Source organism: Psychroflexus montanilacus (assembly GCF_020164535.1).
Classification (GTDB): domain Bacteria; phylum Bacteroidota; class Bacteroidia; order Flavobacteriales; family Flavobacteriaceae; genus Psychroflexus; species Psychroflexus montanilacus.
Genome location: NZ_JAIQZC010000002.1, coordinates 252477 through 269763, shown reverse-complemented (window position 1 = coordinate 269763; position 17287 = coordinate 252477). Strand labels below are relative to the sequence as shown.

Sequence of the window (17287 nt, the reverse complement as noted above, 5' to 3'; positions counted from 1 at the left end):
AAAATTCAATAGAACATATGTTTGATAGTTTAAGTGATAAGTTAGATAAGGCCTTTCATGTTTTAAAAGGTCATGGTCAGATAACAGAGGTTAATGTAGCAGAGACACTTAAAGAGGTGAGAAGAGCATTGGTTGACGCCGATGTCAATTTCAAGATTGCCAAAGATTTTACAAATCTGGTCAAAGAAAAAGCCTTAGGTCAAAATGTGTTGAAAAGCTTGAAGCCTAACCAATTGATGGTCAAGATCGTGAAAGACGAGTTGACAGAATTGATGGGTGGGGATGCCGAAGGCGTTGACTTGTCTGGAAATCCTAGTGTGATCTTGATGTCTGGACTACAGGGATCTGGTAAAACCACTTTCTCTGGTAAGTTGGCTAACTTCCTAAAGACTAAAAAAACAAAAAAGCCTTTACTTGTCGCCTGTGATGTCTACAGACCGGCTGCAATCGACCAGTTGCACGTAGTTGGTGAGCAGATTGGTGTTGAGGTGTTTTCAAATAAAGAAGAAAAAAATCCAGTAGCTATTGCTCAGGCTGCTATTGCTCATGCCAAGCAGAATGGACATAATGTTGTCATTTTGGATACCGCTGGACGTCTGGCTGTTGACGAAGTGATGATGAACGAAATCTCAGATATTTATAAAGCCGTACAGCCACAAGAAACCTTGTTTGTGGTAGATGCTATGACAGGTCAGGATGCGGTGAATACAGCAAAAGCATTTAACGATGTACTGGATTTCGATGGGGTTATTCTTACAAAACTAGATGGTGATACCAGAGGTGGTGCTGCTATTTCTATAAAATCTGTTGTCAATAAGCCAATTAAGTTTATAGGTACAGGTGAGAAAATGGATGCGATTGATGTGTTTTATCCTTCACGGATGGCAGATCGTATTTTGGGGATGGGTGATGTTGTTTCCCTTGTAGAAAGAGCTCAGGAGCAATATGATGAAGAGGAAGCCCGAAAAATTCAAAAGAAAATTGCTAAAGATAAATTTGGTTTTGATGATTTTCTGAAGCAAATCCAGCAGGTGAAGAAAATGGGGAGCATGAAGGACTTGATGGGTATGATTCCTGGTGCAGGTAAAATGATGAAAAATATGGACATAGATGATGATGCTTTCAAGCATATAGAAGCTATGATTCACTCCATGACTCCACATGAAAGAGAAAATCCTACAAGCATCAATGCTAGTCGCAAAAAACGAATAAGCAAAGGCTCCGGGACTACCGTTCAAGAAGTCAATCAATTATTAAAACAGTTTACTCAAATGAGTAAAATGATGAAAATGATGCAAGGTGGTGGCGGTAAAAAAATGATGCAGATGATGAAAAATCTTCAATAATTTTTTGATTCTAAGTTTATTATTTAGCTATCATCTGCGACCTGTTTTTGTGCAAGTTTCCATTCCTGGTAAGACTCTAAGTCTTTGTTAATTAACTTAAGAACAAACCCAAATACAGCCAAGTCATCTATGTATCCAATGATAGGTATAAAATCTGGGATAAGATCTAAAGGATTGATGATGTAAAGCACCGTAAAAATCATTGCAGCCAATGTTTTCCAAGGTGTTTCAGGATATTTTTTTTGCTTTACATCCTTGAGGAATTGAAACATCAAAATAATTTTTTGCTTGTATTTTTTCCATTCTGGATGATTGATTTTTGCAAAAAGCTGATCTTTCCTGTCAAAAACGGTATCAAAATCAGTATTGGAAACAGATTCGATTCCTTTCTTTACAAAATTTTCATCTACTTTATTGTTCTGCTTCTTGTTTGAGCTTTTCATTTAATTGTATTTCAGCTTTATCAGATTTGAATTCACCATACTCTTTTTTGTAAATCATAACGACAAGCAAAAATAGGGATAATAAAAGAGGGCCAAAAATGAGGCCTATAAATCCAAATAGAGGAACCCCAATTATTACACCGATAAGCGTAATAAGTGGATGTTCATTTGCCATTTTCTTCAGCAACAAAAGCCTGATTATATTGTCTGACGAGCCAACAATGATTAACCCATATAATAAGACACCCACGGCTGAGGCCGTATCTCCCTGATAGTACATCAATAAAGTAACAGGAATAAAACCTAAAGCAGTTCCAATGAAAGGGATCATGGAGCCTATAGTTGTGATCACAAACCAAAACATGGCCTCAGGTACGCCAAAAATCCAATATCCTATCAAAGAGATTATACCTTGAAAAAGAGCGACCATAGGAATACCAATAGCGTTTGCCTTAACTTTTTTTGCAGATTCTGAAGCTATTATTTTTAAATTATCGGTGTCTATAGGGATGTATGTTTCCATAGACAAGGTCAGTTTTCTCTCATTTAAGAGCATGTAATAAAGTAAGAAGTACATGATACTCACGGCAACAAAAATTTCAAAAGTGCCTCCGGCAAGTCCCTGTAAGTTACTAGATAACCAATCGGTAATCGCAGAACTGTCAATTTTATCACCCAGTTTGAAACCTGTGATTTCTTCAATTTGAACGAGCTGAGCTTTTACGGCGACCAGAACTCTTTCAGAATTTTGAATTGCCTTACTTACCTTGGAAGACAACATTAAAATAATCCCAAGAACAGGAACGAGTATCAAAATAAATGAAGACAGCATCAGAATACTTACACTCAGGGTCGAGTTCCAGCCCTTACTTAGCATTTTTTTCATCAACCCTTTCAGTAAGACATAAAAAGTAATTGCACCTAATACTCCAGACATATAAGGCACAATTTCCTTAAAAATGAGCGTACCTAAAGATACTATGATCAATAAGATAAAAATTTGCCTTACAAGTCTTGGTGATAATGCGTTCATGTTATTTAGCAAAAATTTGGTTCATGTCTTTGAAGCTTTTAAATTCTAATGCATTTCCGCTAGGATCTTTAAAAAACATTGTTGCCTGTTCTCCGGGCTTGCCCTCAAATCTTATATAAGGTTCGATAATAAATTGAACTCCTTTTTCTTTTAATGAATCTGCAAATTCATGAAACATATCCCATTCCAAAACCACTCCAAAATGTGGTACGGGAACCTCATGTCCATCCACAATGCTGTGTGCTTCAGGATTAGGGGCATGGCTTTTATCTTCATGAATTACAAACTGATGACCAAAAAAATCATAATCTACCCAGTGAGAGTCACTCCTTCCTTCTTTAAAGTTTAGAGTGTTAGAATAAAACTCTCGTGCATTTTTCAGCTCGTTAACAGGGATGGCAAGATGAAAAGGACTAAGTTTGGTCATAGTTTTTAGTGTTTAGTTGTATTATTTTGATAAAGATTTTCTACTTCCTCTTCTGTTAGATGTCGATACTTTCCTTTATCAACGTCTAAAGTAATGTTTTTTATTCTAGTTCGTTTCAATGTTCTTACTCTATAATCCAGAGCTTCGCTCATTCTTCTTATTTGACGATTGAGACCTTGAGTCAAAATAATTTTGAAGCTTCTATCTCCAAGCTTTTCCACTTCACATTTTCTAGTGATAGTATCCAAAATAGGGACTCCATTCCTCATTTTGGAGATGAATTCATCTGTAATAGTTTTGTCTACAGTGACCAGGTATTCTTTGTCATGGTAATGTCTTGCCCTCAAAATCTGGTTGACAATCTCTCCATCATTGGTCATCAGGATAAGACCTTCACTCATTTTGTCTAGTCTGCCAATAGGAAATATTCGTGTTGGATAATCGACAAAATCTACAATATTATTTTTTTCAACTTTAGAGTTGGTCGTGCAAACAACGCCTTTAGGTTTGTTTACAGCCAGGTACACTTTTTCTTCAGTTTCATTTACGACTAAATTACCATCTACAAAGACTTGGTCGCCTGGATTGACTTTGGTTCCTATTTCAATATAGTACCCATTGATAGTAACTCGGCCCTGGTCAAGAAGTTTGTCAGCTTCCCTTCTGGAACAAAATCCAGCTTGGCTTAAGTATTTATTGATACGTACGGCACCTTCACTCATGTTTTTGATTTTAAAAATTCTAAAATATCTTTTCGAATGTCTTCCTTATTCAAAGAATGACCTGCTCCTTCAGTCACCTTGAGAGTTGAATGTTTTAGATTCTGGTGAATGGCTCTAGCCGCTTCAATAGGTGCTACTCTATCATATTTATCGTGAATTATTAAAGCTTCTTTTTCTACATTTTTAGCAAAGCTGGCAATAGAAAATTCAGTAAAATGATAATCAAATTTCTTTTTGAAAAACGAATCCAGAGCAGTCATAAATTTATCACTAAGTCTTAATATACGCTTATAGTCATTCATAATACGGCTCATTTCTGAGGGGGCTCCAAGCAAAACAATTTTCTCTACAAAAGGACTCTGCTTGATGTACTGATTGTAAATGACCGTCATGGCGCCGACACTATGGCCAATGATAAATTGTGGCTGATAAAGTTTAAGCATGCGGTCGAGACATTTAGAATACAAAGGTACATTTAGAAGCGTACCTTCAGAATTGCCGTGAGCAGGGCCATCAAAGGCTACAATATTATAGTCTTCTTTTTGTAAATCCTCAACAAGGTCTTTCCAGCGATGAGTATTACTATCCCAGCCATGAATTAAAATAACTGTCTTTCCTTCCCCTTTCCAGTGATAAATCTGTACTTCTTTGGAATCCTGCTTAATAGAGGTTGTCTTGGCCTTATTTAAGAAATCTTCCTGTTCAGGCTTCACTTTTCCTTTTCTAGGAGAAGAAAATAACTTATAGGCCTTGAAAACAGCTTTTTCTGGTTTGATCAAAAATAAAGAGCTTAATCTTAACCCAATAATTTTGGGTAAGTATTTCTCAACCAGTTTTTTTGAAGATTTCATAAGAAAGGAAGGTATAATTTAAATTGGTCTATTGATTGGAATCCTCGAATCTCAACCAAAAATATCTGAATGGGGCATCATCTGGAATCTGGTTCGCCTCAATCTTCAATTCTGAATCAAATCTTAATTCGCTTGGTAAATGCTTTTTGTCAATCACAATATAGGCGCCAAGTTCTTCAATATTGATGATGATGCTGTTGATGCTATTTTGAATATTACTGATTTTATAATTTTCATAAACAGTTTTGAAAGTTCCATCTATCCCAAGACCTTTTTTGGTTTTGTATTTTGGATCAAGAATTTGAATTTCACTTATAGTTACTAGAGAATCACTTTTATAATTGGGCTCGATGACCAAAGATACTTTGCTGTTAGAATCAAAAACTTCGATTTCCTGAGTTCTATTTCTGGACTCCAAATCAAATTCTGCTATGGAATCGTTTTCTAAGATAGAATTCAATTCATCTATTCTTGTGCTTGGGTCCAGAAGGCCTAACTGGTTTTTAGCAATTAAGGTGTCAGATGTTGATGTATCACAACTGGTCAAAACAAGTAATAACATTATAGAGAGTAAGGAAATGATCTTCATGTGAATTTTTTTTCAAAAATAAATAAAGTCATTCATTATATGGATGCTTTATTGTTTATAAGTTGAGATTTAAGTTTTAATTCGAAAAATGCTTTCAGTATCTTTGCAAAATGCAAAATGAAAATATAGAGAAGCTTGTTCATAAAGGAGTGATGCTTCCGCTGATGGAAGAATTTTACACCATACAAGGAGAAGGGTACCATACGGGAACTGCAGCTTATTTTATAAGAATAGGGGGTTGTGATGTAGGTTGCCACTGGTGTGATGTGAAAGAGAGCTGGGATCCAGAACGGCATCCGCCTACTCAGATAGGCTCCATTATAGAAAATGCAAAAAAATATAGCAATACTATTGTGATTACTGGAGGTGAACCCTTAACCTGGGACATGTCTTTACTTACAGAAGGACTTAAAGCGAATGGTCTGCAAATTCATATTGAGACCTCTGGAGCTTATGATATGACGGGGGTGTGGGATTGGATTTGCTTATCACCTAAAAAAATAAAATTACCAAAGCCTGCTATCTATAAAAGAGTCGATGAACTCAAGGTTATCATTTATAACAAAAGCGATTTTAAATTTGCAGAAGAACAGGCAGAGCAGGTAGGTGATAACTGCGAATTGTTTTTACAACCCGAGTGGAGTGTAAGGGAGAAAATGATTCCGCAAATTGTTGAGTATGTCATGAAGAATCCAAAATGGAGAATTTCTTTACAAACTCATAAATACTTAAATATACCTTAATCTACTCCAATCAAAGTTAACTAATGTTAATTTCAGACATTGTTTGCATATAAAATGAACCGAAACTTCTTAACTTTCGTAACTACCATTAAATAATAAAAACACGTAATTATGAAAAGATTAAAGAATTTTAGTTTACTGTTATTTATGGGGCTATTTATAGTCGCCTGTGATAATGATGACAGTTTAAACCCAGTTACAGATCCAATATTGGATAACATCAGATATGACCTGGGAGAGTTAAATGATTCTGGTGTAAGTGGAGATGCCGTTTTCAATGAGCAGGAAAATGGTTCTATTCAACTTATAGTTGAGCTTGAAGGGACTTCTGCAGGTAACATGCATCCCACTCATATCCATATGAACAATGCTCTGGAAGACGGTGACATTATTGTTTCGCTGGAGCCAGTAGATGGAGAAACTGGACTCAGTATTACTACCTTTTCTGCTTTAGATGATGGGACACCTATTAGTTTTGAAGACATCGAAGGTCTTGACGCTTACATCAACGTACATTTAAGTGCTAATGATGATACAGTGGTGGCACAAGGTGACATCGGTGAAAATGCCTTTACAGGTGATGAGAAAAGTTTTGATTTAGAAGAAAGAGATGCTCCTGGTATAAGCGGTTCTATTCTTTTTCAAGAAAGAGAAAATGGAGAGGCGCTAGCCACAATTAGTTTAGAGAACACGCCTGCTGGAGGAATGCACCCAGCTCACATTCATATGAATACAGCTGCAGAAGGAGGTGATATTATTTACACATTCACGCCTGTAAATGGTGATACTGGTATGAGTCAGTCTAATGTTGCTGCTCTTGATGATGATACAGAGTTTGGCTACGCAGATGTTCTAGAGGTTGATGGTTATGTCAATGTGCATCTAAGCGCTGATGACTTGGGAACTATTGTTGCACAAGGGGATATCGGTCAAAATGAATTAACTGGAGAATCTATTACATATACTTTAAATGAAGTTGATGTGCCAGGTATTAATGGTGATGTTACTTTTGAAGAACGTGTAAATGGTGAAGCACTGGCAACACTAAATATAGCCAACACAATTCCGGGAGAAGAGCACCCAGCACATATTCATGCAAATTCAGCTTCTGAGGGCGGAGATATTATCTACACATTTGCTCCTGTAAATGGAGACACAGGAATGAGTCAATCTAATGTTTCAGCTCTTGATGATGACACAGAGTTTGGATATGCAGATGTACTTGAAGTAAATGGGTATGTAAATGTTCACTTAGGTCCAGGTGATGATTTAGCTACTATTGTTGCTCAAGGTGACATAGGTTCTAATTTATAATAAAAATTCCACATTAGAAATTTAAAAAGCGGCCTATTGGCCGCTTTTTTTTATGGATTTAAAAATTGACCTTCCCAGTTATTTGTTTTATCAAATACAGCTCGTATGTGATTTGGACGCTTCAATTGTAAATACTCCATACGTTCAGGCACAAGCTTGAGTAGGCAGAAATGATGCTCATCATCTTTATATTCCACGTGGTCTGGATTGTCAATAGGTGTCCCGGGAGGGTTTGTGGTAATAAAATCTTTTTGTGATTTACCCTGAACCCGACTCCAGTAGTCTTCATAGTCTTTGCCAGAGCGTATCAGTTTCATCTTTCCTTCAACTTTGATTTGAAGTAGTTTTTTATGATTGTAGAACAAAAGACTGGCATTTGGGTTTATTTCAAACTGATGGATTTTATCACTGCGTTCATCGGTGTACATAATCAATTCAAAATCCTGTGTTGAATCCCTTAAAACTACGGTTCTCTGGACTGGAACATTATCTTCAATACTAGCCAAGCTAGGATAGCGAAAGGGGTGTTTCTTTTTTAAGTAACCAAACTTGACTTCGTTTTTTAAATCTTCTAAAATCTGATTGAGCATTTTTATTTAAAAGTAAAAAAAGAGAAGCTAAACAGAAGCCAGTTTTATTGCAAATTTATACTTTTGCCTATGCAAAAAAATGTCCTTATTCTCGATTTTGGATCGCAGTACACACAGCTTATCGCTAGACGAGTTCGTGAACTAAATATCTACTGCGAAATACATCCATTTAATAAATTACCAGAAGATTTATCTGTTTTTAAAGCTGTTATTTTATCAGGGAGTCCATTTTCCTGTAGAAATCCTGAAGCACCACAACCCGATTTAAGCCAAATCAAAGGACATCTGCCTTTACTTGGTGTTTGTTTTGGTGCACAATACATGGCTCACAATTTTGGGGGTGAAGTTGCAGGGTCAGATACGCGTGAATTTGGAAGAGCTAACTTGTCCTTTATTAAAGACGGCGAACTTCTATTTGATAATATTCTTGAACAATCTCAAGTCTGGATGTCACATAGTGACAGTATAAAGTCCATTCCAGAAAATTTTGTAAGAATCGCCAGTACAAGCGATGTCCTCAATGCAGCTTATAGAATTGAGGGCGAAGACACGTTCGGAATTCAGTTTCATCCGGAAGTTTATCATTCTACAGATGGTGCTCAACTGCTTGAGAATTTCCTTGTCAAAATTGCTAAAGTTCCTCAGTCCTGGACACCATCAGCTTTTGTAGACATGACTGTAGCAGAATTGAAAGAAAAAGTTGGTACAGATAAAGTAATTCTCGGTTTGAGTGGTGGAGTAGATTCTACAGTTGCAGCAACGCTCCTTCATAAGGCCATTGGAAAAAACCTGCATTGCATTTTTGTGAATAACGGTTTGTTGAGAAAAAATGAATTTGAATCTGTTTTAGATCAATATAAAGATATGGGGCTCAACGTGAAAGGAGTTGATGCTACAGATCGATTTATGGCGGCGCTGGAAGGCATCACCGATCCTGAGAAAAAACGTAAAGCCATTGGTAATTCCTTTATAGAAGTTTTTGATGATGAAGCTTCACTCGTAGATGACGCTACCTACCTGGCTCAAGGAACTATTTATCCAGATGTGATAGAGTCTATTTCTGTGAATGGACCATCCGCAACCATAAAATCTCACCACAACGTTGGTGGACTTCCGGATTTTATGAAACTAAAAGTAGTTGAGCCTTTAAGAATGCTTTTTAAAGATGAAGTAAGACGCGTAGGAGCAGAGATGGGTATAGATGCAAAACTTCTTGGAAGGCATCCCTTCCCGGGGCCAGGTTTAGCAATTCGAATTCTTGGCGATATTACTAAAGAAAAAGTGCGTATCTTACAGGAAGTTGATGCTATATTTATCGATGGTCTTAGAGAATGGCATTTGTACGACAAAGTTTGGCAGGCGGGCGCGATTCTACTCCCTGTTGATTCTGTTGGCGTCATGGGAGATGAACGAACTTACGAAAAAGTTGTAGCTTTAAGAGCTGTAGAGTCCACAGATGGAATGACAGCCGACTGGGTAGACTTACCTTACAACTTTTTACAAAAGGTGTCCAATCAAATAATAAATCGAGTAAAAGGCGTTAATAGAGTAGTCTATGACATCAGTTCAAAACCACCAGCAACAATAGAATGGGAATAATTAAAAAGTTTTTACCAAGTTTAGTTTTTTTGCTTTCTATCTTAAGCCTTAGCGCTCAGGACTTAAAAACCTATGAAGTAGGCTCTAATGAAAGTCTTGAGGATATTGCTTCCAAATTTCAGGTAGATGTATTTACGCTTAGAAAATTGAACCCAAGTATTCAGAGTCAAAAAGATATTTCCAATTCGCTTTTGGTGGTACCGGCTCAACCAAATTTTAAACTAAATCCTAGTGTTCGCTTAATTGCCTATGAAGTAAGTCCAAAGGAAACACTTTATAGTATATCAAAAACTTATAATGTAAGAATTAAAGACATCAGAACCTATAACCCTTTCTTGAACGATAGAGAATTGGATTACAATGATGTTTTAAGAATTCCGACCTATGAGCTTAAAGACAAGGATTTGGATATCAACCAGAGTGTGAAAAACTCTGAATTCAGTACTCTTAAACACTTAGTACTACCCAAAGAGACTAAATACGGGATTTCCAAAAAATATGGATTAACTGTTTCCCAGCTGGAAAATATGAACCCTGGTATCGATGAGAAAGAGATTCAACCTGGACAATTTTTGACCATCAAACGCCCGATGGAAGCTGCGGAATCTTCAAAGCCTAAGCGACAAAGAAATCAAAACTATTCTTTCTTAGAAGTGGATTCCAAAAATTCAATTCAATCAATTTCGGAAAGTTATGATGTGACAGAAGAAGAATTGATAGAGTCCAATCCATCACTTAAGTTTGAAGGATTTAGCGAAGGCCTGGTTTTGAAAATTCCACAAATTGAAAAGGTAAGCTCTTCAAAATATCAAAAATTTACGCTGGAAGATAAGTTACAATACCTGGACGCCAAATCCATTGCTGTCATGTTGCCATTGAATCTGGATAAAGCCAAAATTGATAGCATCAGTTCTAAGTCATTAATAAAGAATAGTAACTTGTTGAGAATATCTTTGGATTTTTATGAGGGGATTCAAATGGCAATCGATTCAGCTGAAACTAGAGGAATTAAAGTAAATCTAGACGTCTACGATACCAGAAATAATCCATCTCATGTGAGAAGTTTACTCAGTGAAGATTTTAAAAATTACCAGGCAGTTGTGGGCCCGCTCTTGGATCCTAACTTGAAACTTGTAACCAATTATTTATCTCAAGACAGTGTTCCTGTTATTTCCCCCTTAGTGAATCCAAATTTTGAATACGACAATTTGTTTAATACCCTGCCCAAAGATGAAGAAATGCAGGAAGTTCTCATTACGTATCTGCAGAAGACTCATAAAGAAGAAAATTTGGTTATTTTAACTGATAGCATCTCCAAACCTATCCAGAGGAAATATACCTATACGTTTCCAGACCTTAAAATTGTAAATCAAACAGAAGCAGATTATCTTCAGAAATCAGATATTGAGCCGCACCTGGATAAGTCTAAAAAAAACTGGTTCATATTGGAGTCGCAAACCCTAGGAATTGCAGAATCTACTGTTTCTTATTTGAAATCCCTATTGAGAGACGGCTATGACATCAAGCTCTTTACTTCCAAAAGAAATGCTTTTTACGACGATGAGATTTCGAATTATTACTTAAGTGACCTTGACTTTACCTTTCCTTCAATTTCAAAAACTCAACTTTTGGAATCTGATGAAGATGAATACAATTCTTTTGTAAATAAGCATGGAGTATATCCTAGTCGTTACGTTATGAGAGGTTATGATGTGATGATGGATTTGCTGCTGAGACTTGCTTATGCAAAAACATTAAAAGCATCTACAGAGATTGAAGGCTACACAGAGTATGCTGAAAATAAATTCAATTACGTTAATAAGGAATTTTCTCTAGGTTATGAAAATGACGCCATTTATCTTTTAGAATATCAAAAAGATTTAGGGATGAAGTCTTTGGATTTAGCTGAGTTCCTGGCTTCGGATGCCGAATAATACGAACTGAAGGCTTTAAAATTTCAGCGTTGAAGCTTCAATTTGTGCAGCATTAAATTCAGCAAGAAGAGTTTCCATAATTTTTCTAGCAGGTAAAATATCTTTGATGAGTCCAGATATCTGCCCAATTTCCAATTCTCCTTCATCAAGGTCACCTTCAAACATGCCTTTTTTGGCGCGTGCTCTGCCAAGCAGTTCCTGTAACTCTTCTTTAGTTGGAGACTTGGCGTATAGACTTTCTATATCCTGGTAGAATTTATTTTTCAGCATTCGCACCGGTGCCAGTTCTTTAAGTGTGAGCTTGGTGTCTCCTTCTTGTGCTCTTACAACCTCATTTTTGAAATTGATATGCGAAGAAGCTTCCTCACTTGCGACAAATCGTGTTCCAATTTGCACAGCATCTGCACCAAGTACCATTGCCGCTAAGATTCCAGCACCCGAAGCAATGCCTCCGGCTGCGATGAGTGGGATAGTAAGTTCTTTTTTTACCATAGGGATAAGTGTAAACGTGGTGGTTTCTTCGCGACCATTGTGCCCTCCTGCTTCAAAACCTTCGGCTACAACGGCATCGACCCCTGCTTCCTCAGATTTTAAAGCAAATTTGACACTGCTTACCACATGAACAACTTTGATGCCTTTGGATTTTAAGTGAGACGTCCACGTTTTTGGGTTTCCGGCTGAAGTAAAAACTATAGGTACTTCCTCTTCAATGATGATTTCCATGATTTTGTCCAGATCTGGATAAAGCATAGGCACATTCACTGCAAAAGGTTTCGAGGTAGCCTTTTTACACTTCTGAATGTGCTCTCGCAAGATATCTGGATACATAGAACCAGCACCTATGATGCCAAGACCACCAGCTTCGCTGACTTCACTTGCCAATTTCCATCCGCTCGCCCATATCATTCCTGCCTGGATGATTGGATATTGTATATTGAATAATTTGGTGATTTTATTTTGTGACATGAATTTTTTTTAAGCGATTACACCAGAGCCGATGAGTTCATCATCGTGATACCAGGCTACAAATTGACCTTCTGAAATGGCGGTTTGTTCGTTTTCAAAAATGACGTAGAGTTCATTTTCCATTTGATATAACTTAGCATTCTCCAAAGGTTGTCTGTATCGAATTCTGGCTTTTACCTCCATAGTTTCACCAACCTTTAAAGTTAAATCTGGTCTTACCCAGTGTACTTCATCGTTATTTACCCACAGTCCTTTTTTGTGAAGTCCCGGATGATTTTTACCCTGGCCCGTATACAAAATATTGTTTTCCACATCGGTATCAATCACAAATAGAGGCTCTTTGGTCCCGCCTATAGCTAAACCTTTACGCTGACCTTTGGTAAAAAAATGAGCGCCGTCGTGGGTGCCGAGTACTTTTCCAAATTCAGGTTTTAAGTCAAGTTTCCTACTGTCCTTTTTGAGTTGAGCAATCAATTCTGAATTTGACTGCGTTTCATTTATACTTGAAAACACTTCATGTGAGGAATCTATTTCAATGACTTGACCTTGCTTGGGTTGTAGTTTTTGCTGAAGGAAATCGGGTAGTTTTACTTTACCGATAAAACAGAGTCCTTGTGAATCTTTCTTTTCTGCAGTAATCAAATTTTGCTCTTTAGCGATTTGTCTCACTTCAGATTTTTGAAGTTCCCCTACAGGAAAAAGTGTTTTGGCTAATTGTTGTTGAGAGACCTGACATAAAAAATAGGATTGATCTTTATTTTGATCTTTTCCCGCTAACAATCTGTAATAGGTTTTGCCGTCTTTTTCAATGCTGTCTTTTCTGCAGTAATGTCCAGTCGCCACATAGTCAGCACCAAGTGAAGTAGCAATGTCCATAAAGACATCAAATTTGATTTCTCTATTACAGAGCACATCTGGATTTGGCGTTCTTCCTTTTTCATATTCTGCAAACATATAGTCTACAATACGTTCTTTATACTGCTTGCTTAAATCAACTGTTTGAAAGGGAATACCTAATTTTTCTGCCACAAGCATCGCATCATTACTGTCTTCTAGCCAGGGACATTCATCACTGATGGTGACAGAATCGTCGTGCCAGTTCTTCATAAAAAGACCAATCACATCATAGCCTTGCTGTTGACATAAGTAAGCTGCAACGCTAGAATCTACTCCTCCACTAAGTCCTACTACAACTCTTTTCATATTCAAAATATTGATCTGCAAAATTACAAAAACAATCAAAGACAACGTGCACTCCTGTTAAAGCTATGGTATACTTTTATTTTGTTTAATAGTTTTTAACCTTTAATAAACAAAATATATGACCTAAGTTGCTAACTTCGAATAAAAAATGCTATGAAAATGAAAAATTATTTTACAACTTTTATTTTATTGACCCTCTTTACGGTCAATTTAACCGGCTGTTATAATGATGATAACGCTGGTGAACCGATTAATAATGAACCTACCACCTTTGAAATTATTCAAGAAAGTACTGAGCATACCATACTTGAGCAATTGCTAACCGATACCGGTTTGGATGCAGCACTCAATTCTGGAACCTTTACCATATTTGCTCCTACAGATGAAGCATTTGGTAATATTGATACTTCAGGTTTGACCGATGCTGAGGTTGAAAATATACTGCTCAACCACGTAGTAGAAAGTGCTGCCGAATCTTCAAATTTACAAACTTCTTATTTAAATACGCTTGCGACAGAAACTGGATCTGGAGCAGAGAATAATTTAAGTTTGTATGTCAATGTTGGAGCTAGTATAACACTCAATGGGAATGCTACTGTTACAGGTCCGGATAACTTTGCTTCTAATGGTGTTGTGCATGTAGTGGATCAAGTGATTACTTTGCCAGATGTGACCACTTTCGCCACCGTAGATCCTTCCTTTGAGACTTTGTTGCAAGCCTTAACCAGGGACGATCAGCAGGAACAGAATTATGTTGAGCTACTTAGTTCCTCTGAAGATCCAGCACCTTTCACAGTTTTTGCTCCAACCAATGATGCTTTTGCTTCATTATTATCTGAACTTGATATAGAAGATTTAGCTGGTATCGATGGAGAAACATTGACGTCTGTTTTGAATACTCACGTTATTGCGGGTGCCAATATTACTTCTAGTGATCTCGAGGATGGTACTGTAGAAACCATAGGAGAAACGTTTGAGTTGAATGGAACAACAATTACAGATCAAAATGGAAGAACAATTCAAATTGAAGTAACAGATGTGCAAGCCAGTAACGGAGTCATACATGTGGTAAGTAGTGTTATTCTTCCAGACTTAGGTTTGGATCCACCAACTACTAATACCGTTGCAATGACAGTTGAAAATGATGCTGCGTCAGCTTATTTTGTGAGTGAGATCAATGGAAATGAAGAAGTTACTGCTCTTAATGAAAACAATAGTACATGGAGTCTTACTGTGGGAACTCGTTACACATTAACAGTGACAGGTGCAAATGCTCACCCATTCGAATTGAGAAATACTTCTGGTGATGCCTTGCTGAGTCAAAGTAATGAGGGTTCATTTGAAAATGATGGAGATGTGAACTTTGTTACAGATGGTCAACAATTTGATTTTACTCTCACATCAGAATTGGCTAATGAAATAGCAGATTATGTGTGCACTGTTCATGGTGCCATGAGAGGTGATGTTACGATTAACGAATAATTTAATTTTCTATAATAAAATAAAAAGGAGTCCAATTCGGACTCCTTTTTTATTATTATCTAGATAGAATTTATTTCTTATCCTTTTTATTTATTTCCAAGCTTTTTATTTTCTTCTTTTTCGCCTTGTTTCTTTTTCTGTTGCTCAGCAGCCTGCTCCATAATTTCCTGAAACTTTTTACCAAACTTACCTTTCTTTTTAGGCTTTTTCTTTTTCTCTTCAATTTTAGCTAATATCTTTTTATCATCGATAATCACATGTTTGATGACGAGCATAATCCCTATCGTGATTAAATTCGATATAAAATAATACAGTGATAAACCACTTGCATACTTGTTGAAGAAGACAAGCATAACCAATGGAGCAAAATACATGATGATTTTCATATTGGGCATGCCTGGTTGTGAGCTTTGCTGCATATTTTGGCCTGCAGTCATTTGCGTGTAGAAAAATATAGCCACCGATGCCAAAATTGGGAATAAACTCACATGATTACCATAAGCCCAGGATACTAAAGGTATATAGGTGTCCCATTCAAAAATAACATCATAACTTGATAAGTCATCTGCCCATAAAAATCCTTTCTGTCGCAAATCGAAAGCACTGGGGAAGAACTGAAATAGCGCATAAAAGACGGGTATCTGCAGAAGAGCCGGAATACATCCCGCCAACGGACTCACACCTGTTTTACTGTACAGCTTCATAGTCTCCTGCTGCTTTTTCATCGCATTCTCCTTGTACTTCTCGTTGATCTCGTTGATCTCCGGTTTCAGAACTTTCATCTTAGCCTGAGACAAATAAGATTTGTAAGTAATAGGCGAGAGGACAATTCTGACTGCAATTGTCATCACTATAATAGCCAATCCATAACTTGGAAGCGAACTGCTTAAAAAGCCAAAGAAAGGTATAAATATGTATCTATTGATCCATCCAAAAAGACCCCAGCCTAGAGGGACAATCTCATCCAGGTTTCGCTCATAAGAGCTAAGTAATTTAAAGTCTGAAGGTCCATGGTACCAGTTCATGCTTTCAGAAAACTCTCCATTTTTAAGTTGAAGGGGAACTTCTGCAAGAAAGTTTTTGGTAAATAAGGTATCTACCTGCTCATCCTGAACTAATTTTCTGGATGTCATTTTTCCTTTAGAAAAAGGATTATCTGTTAGTAAAACTGAAGTGAAAAAGTGTTGTTTAAAGGCAATCCATTCTATCAATTCATCTTCCTCAATCGCTTCATCTCCTTGCCCTGTATAATCGTCTTTATCGCCTTCATAAAGATAGACGATTTCAGTATATCTGTTTTCATAAGAAATACTTTTTGCTTTTCTAATGGCTTTAACTTCCCAGGAAAGATTGGCATTTTCAGAAGAGATGACATTATTTAAACCCTGAGAACGTATCCCAAAATTCATCATGTAGTCATCTGGTTCTAAACCATAGTAAAATTCAAGAAATTCAACATCAGAGACTTTAGCTCTCATGCTTAAGGTCTGATTTCCGTTTTCCGAAGATAGGTTAGGTTCAAAATAGAGATCACGAGTATTGTATGTTCTACCATCTTTAGCTTCAAAAGAAATATTGAAGTCCGCATTACCATCTTTTATTAGATAGACAGGCTCGCCTTTGTAAGTGTCATGTTGCTTAAGTTTTGCCTCAACGATTTGTCCCCCTTTCTTGCTTACCTCTAATTTTAAAACTTCGTTTTCAATAGTAGTAGACGCCTCTTCATTATCAGACTCTTTGATTGCTGAATAAGCAAATGCTCCGTACTCTCTTTTAGCCAAAACAGCATTGATAGAGTCCTGGATGCTTCCGCTCGCTTCTTCATTAGACTGCTCTGGAGAAATTGCTGCTACAGGTGTCTCAGGTTCCGTTTTTTTAGTAGGTTCTACCTCTTCCGTAGACTCCTTTTCTGGAGCGATGTCTTCTGTTGGATTCATGTACATCATCCAAATGAGGATGAGAGCCACCAATGTAAATCCTATGATAGAGTTTTTATCAAACGTCTTTTTTTCTTCCATTTACTATACTATTGTGTGATTGATTTT

Annotated in this window: 16 protein-coding genes; 6 read left to right on the top strand and 10 right to left on the bottom strand. The window is 36.9% G+C overall.

All coding sequences use genetic code 11. From position 1 onward, the window contains the following. The first annotated feature begins 17 nt into the window (after window positions 1-17). Window positions 18-1346 carry a signal recognition particle protein gene (ffh, locus tag LB454_RS08050; protein WP_224464156.1) on the top strand — a complete coding sequence of 443 codons (1329 nt, stop codon included), beginning with the start codon at window positions 18-20 and terminating at the stop codon, window positions 1344-1346. Window positions 1347-1369: 23 nt separating this feature from the next. Here ffh and LB454_RS08045 read toward each other — a convergent pair whose 3' ends face one another. The 6 genes from LB454_RS08045 to LB454_RS08020 are packed head-to-tail and all read right to left on the bottom strand — an operon-like array spanning window position 1370 to window position 5411. After that, window positions 1370-1789, bottom strand: coding sequence for a YkvA family protein (locus LB454_RS08045; protein ID WP_224464155.1), 420 nt, complete (start codon window positions 1787-1789; stop codon window positions 1370-1372). Beyond that, window positions 1758-2822, bottom strand: coding sequence for an AI-2E family transporter (locus tag LB454_RS08040; protein ID WP_224464154.1), 1065 nt, complete (start codon window positions 2820-2822; stop codon window positions 1758-1760). Before LB454_RS08040 ends, LB454_RS08045 begins: the two co-directional genes overlap by 32 nt. 1 nt (window position 2823) lies before the next feature. Next, window positions 2824-3249: a VOC family protein gene (locus tag LB454_RS08035; protein WP_224464153.1), complete on the bottom strand. Its 426-nt coding sequence runs from the start codon at window positions 3247-3249 to the stop codon at window positions 2824-2826. A gap of 5 nt (window positions 3250-3254) precedes the next feature. Further along, the gene (locus tag LB454_RS08030; RefSeq protein WP_224464152.1) at window positions 3255-3971 is read right to left on the bottom strand and encodes a pseudouridine synthase; all 717 of its coding nucleotides are present in this window, start codon (window positions 3969-3971) and stop codon (window positions 3255-3257) included. Continuing rightward, complete coding sequence (locus LB454_RS08025) at window positions 3968-4822, bottom strand: alpha/beta fold hydrolase (protein ID WP_224464151.1); 855 nt, start codon at window positions 4820-4822, stop codon at window positions 3968-3970. Before LB454_RS08025 ends, LB454_RS08030 begins: the two co-directional genes overlap by 4 nt. Before the next feature lie 28 nt (window positions 4823-4850). Continuing rightward, window positions 4851-5411: a hypothetical protein gene (locus LB454_RS08020; RefSeq protein ID WP_224464150.1), complete on the bottom strand. Its 561-nt coding sequence runs from the start codon at window positions 5409-5411 to the stop codon at window positions 4851-4853. Between the two features lie 110 nt (window positions 5412-5521). Here LB454_RS08020 and LB454_RS08015 point away from each other — a divergent pair, with 110 nt between their 5' ends. Both LB454_RS08015 and LB454_RS08010 read left to right on the top strand, forming a co-directional pair. Beyond that, on the top strand, window positions 5522-6154 hold the full coding sequence (locus LB454_RS08015) for a 7-carboxy-7-deazaguanine synthase QueE (RefSeq protein WP_224464149.1): 633 nt from the start codon (window positions 5522-5524) through the stop codon (window positions 6152-6154). 111 nt (window positions 6155-6265) lie between these two features. Further along, window positions 6266-7468, top strand: coding sequence for a CHRD domain-containing protein (locus tag LB454_RS08010; RefSeq protein ID WP_224464148.1), 1203 nt, complete (start codon window positions 6266-6268; stop codon window positions 7466-7468). A gap of 50 nt (window positions 7469-7518) precedes the next feature. On the opposite strand, the gene LB454_RS08005 is transcribed toward LB454_RS08010, so the two are convergent. Beyond that, window positions 7519-8058 (bottom strand): pyridoxamine 5'-phosphate oxidase family protein, encoded by a 540-nt coding sequence (locus LB454_RS08005; RefSeq protein WP_224464147.1) that lies wholly within the window; start codon window positions 8056-8058, stop codon window positions 7519-7521. A gap of 69 nt (window positions 8059-8127) precedes the next feature. Here LB454_RS08005 and guaA point away from each other — a divergent pair, with 69 nt between their 5' ends. Both guaA and LB454_RS07995 read left to right on the top strand, forming a co-directional pair. Next, complete coding sequence (guaA, locus tag LB454_RS08000; RefSeq protein ID WP_224464146.1) at window positions 8128-9657, top strand: glutamine-hydrolyzing GMP synthase; 1530 nt, start codon at window positions 8128-8130, stop codon at window positions 9655-9657. Continuing rightward, the gene (locus tag LB454_RS07995) at window positions 9648-11591 is read left to right on the top strand and encodes a LysM peptidoglycan-binding domain-containing protein (protein WP_224464145.1); all 1944 of its coding nucleotides are present in this window, start codon (window positions 9648-9650) and stop codon (window positions 11589-11591) included. Before guaA ends, LB454_RS07995 begins: the two co-directional genes overlap by 10 nt. A gap of 15 nt (window positions 11592-11606) precedes the next feature. Here LB454_RS07995 and LB454_RS07990 read toward each other — a convergent pair whose 3' ends face one another. Then, on the bottom strand, window positions 11607-12557 hold the full coding sequence (locus LB454_RS07990; protein ID WP_224464144.1) for an NAD(P)H-dependent flavin oxidoreductase: 951 nt from the start codon (window positions 12555-12557) through the stop codon (window positions 11607-11609). A 9-nt stretch (window positions 12558-12566) separates the two neighbouring features. Further along, a complete protein-coding gene (gene mnmA, locus LB454_RS07985; RefSeq protein WP_407692586.1) occupies window positions 12567-13760 on the bottom strand; it encodes a tRNA 2-thiouridine(34) synthase MnmA in 1194 nt (397 codons plus the stop codon). A 159-nt stretch (window positions 13761-13919) separates the two neighbouring features. Here mnmA and LB454_RS07980 point away from each other — a divergent pair, with 159 nt between their 5' ends. Then, window positions 13920-15242 (top strand): fasciclin domain-containing protein, encoded by a 1323-nt coding sequence (locus LB454_RS07980; RefSeq protein ID WP_224464143.1) that lies wholly within the window; start codon window positions 13920-13922, stop codon window positions 15240-15242. An 86-nt stretch (window positions 15243-15328) separates the two neighbouring features. Here the strand turns inward: LB454_RS07980 and yidC are convergent, their stop codons facing one another. Then, window positions 15329-17260, bottom strand: coding sequence for a membrane protein insertase YidC (yidC, locus tag LB454_RS07975; protein WP_224464142.1), 1932 nt, complete (start codon window positions 17258-17260; stop codon window positions 15329-15331). Window positions 17261-17287 lie beyond the last annotated feature (27 nt).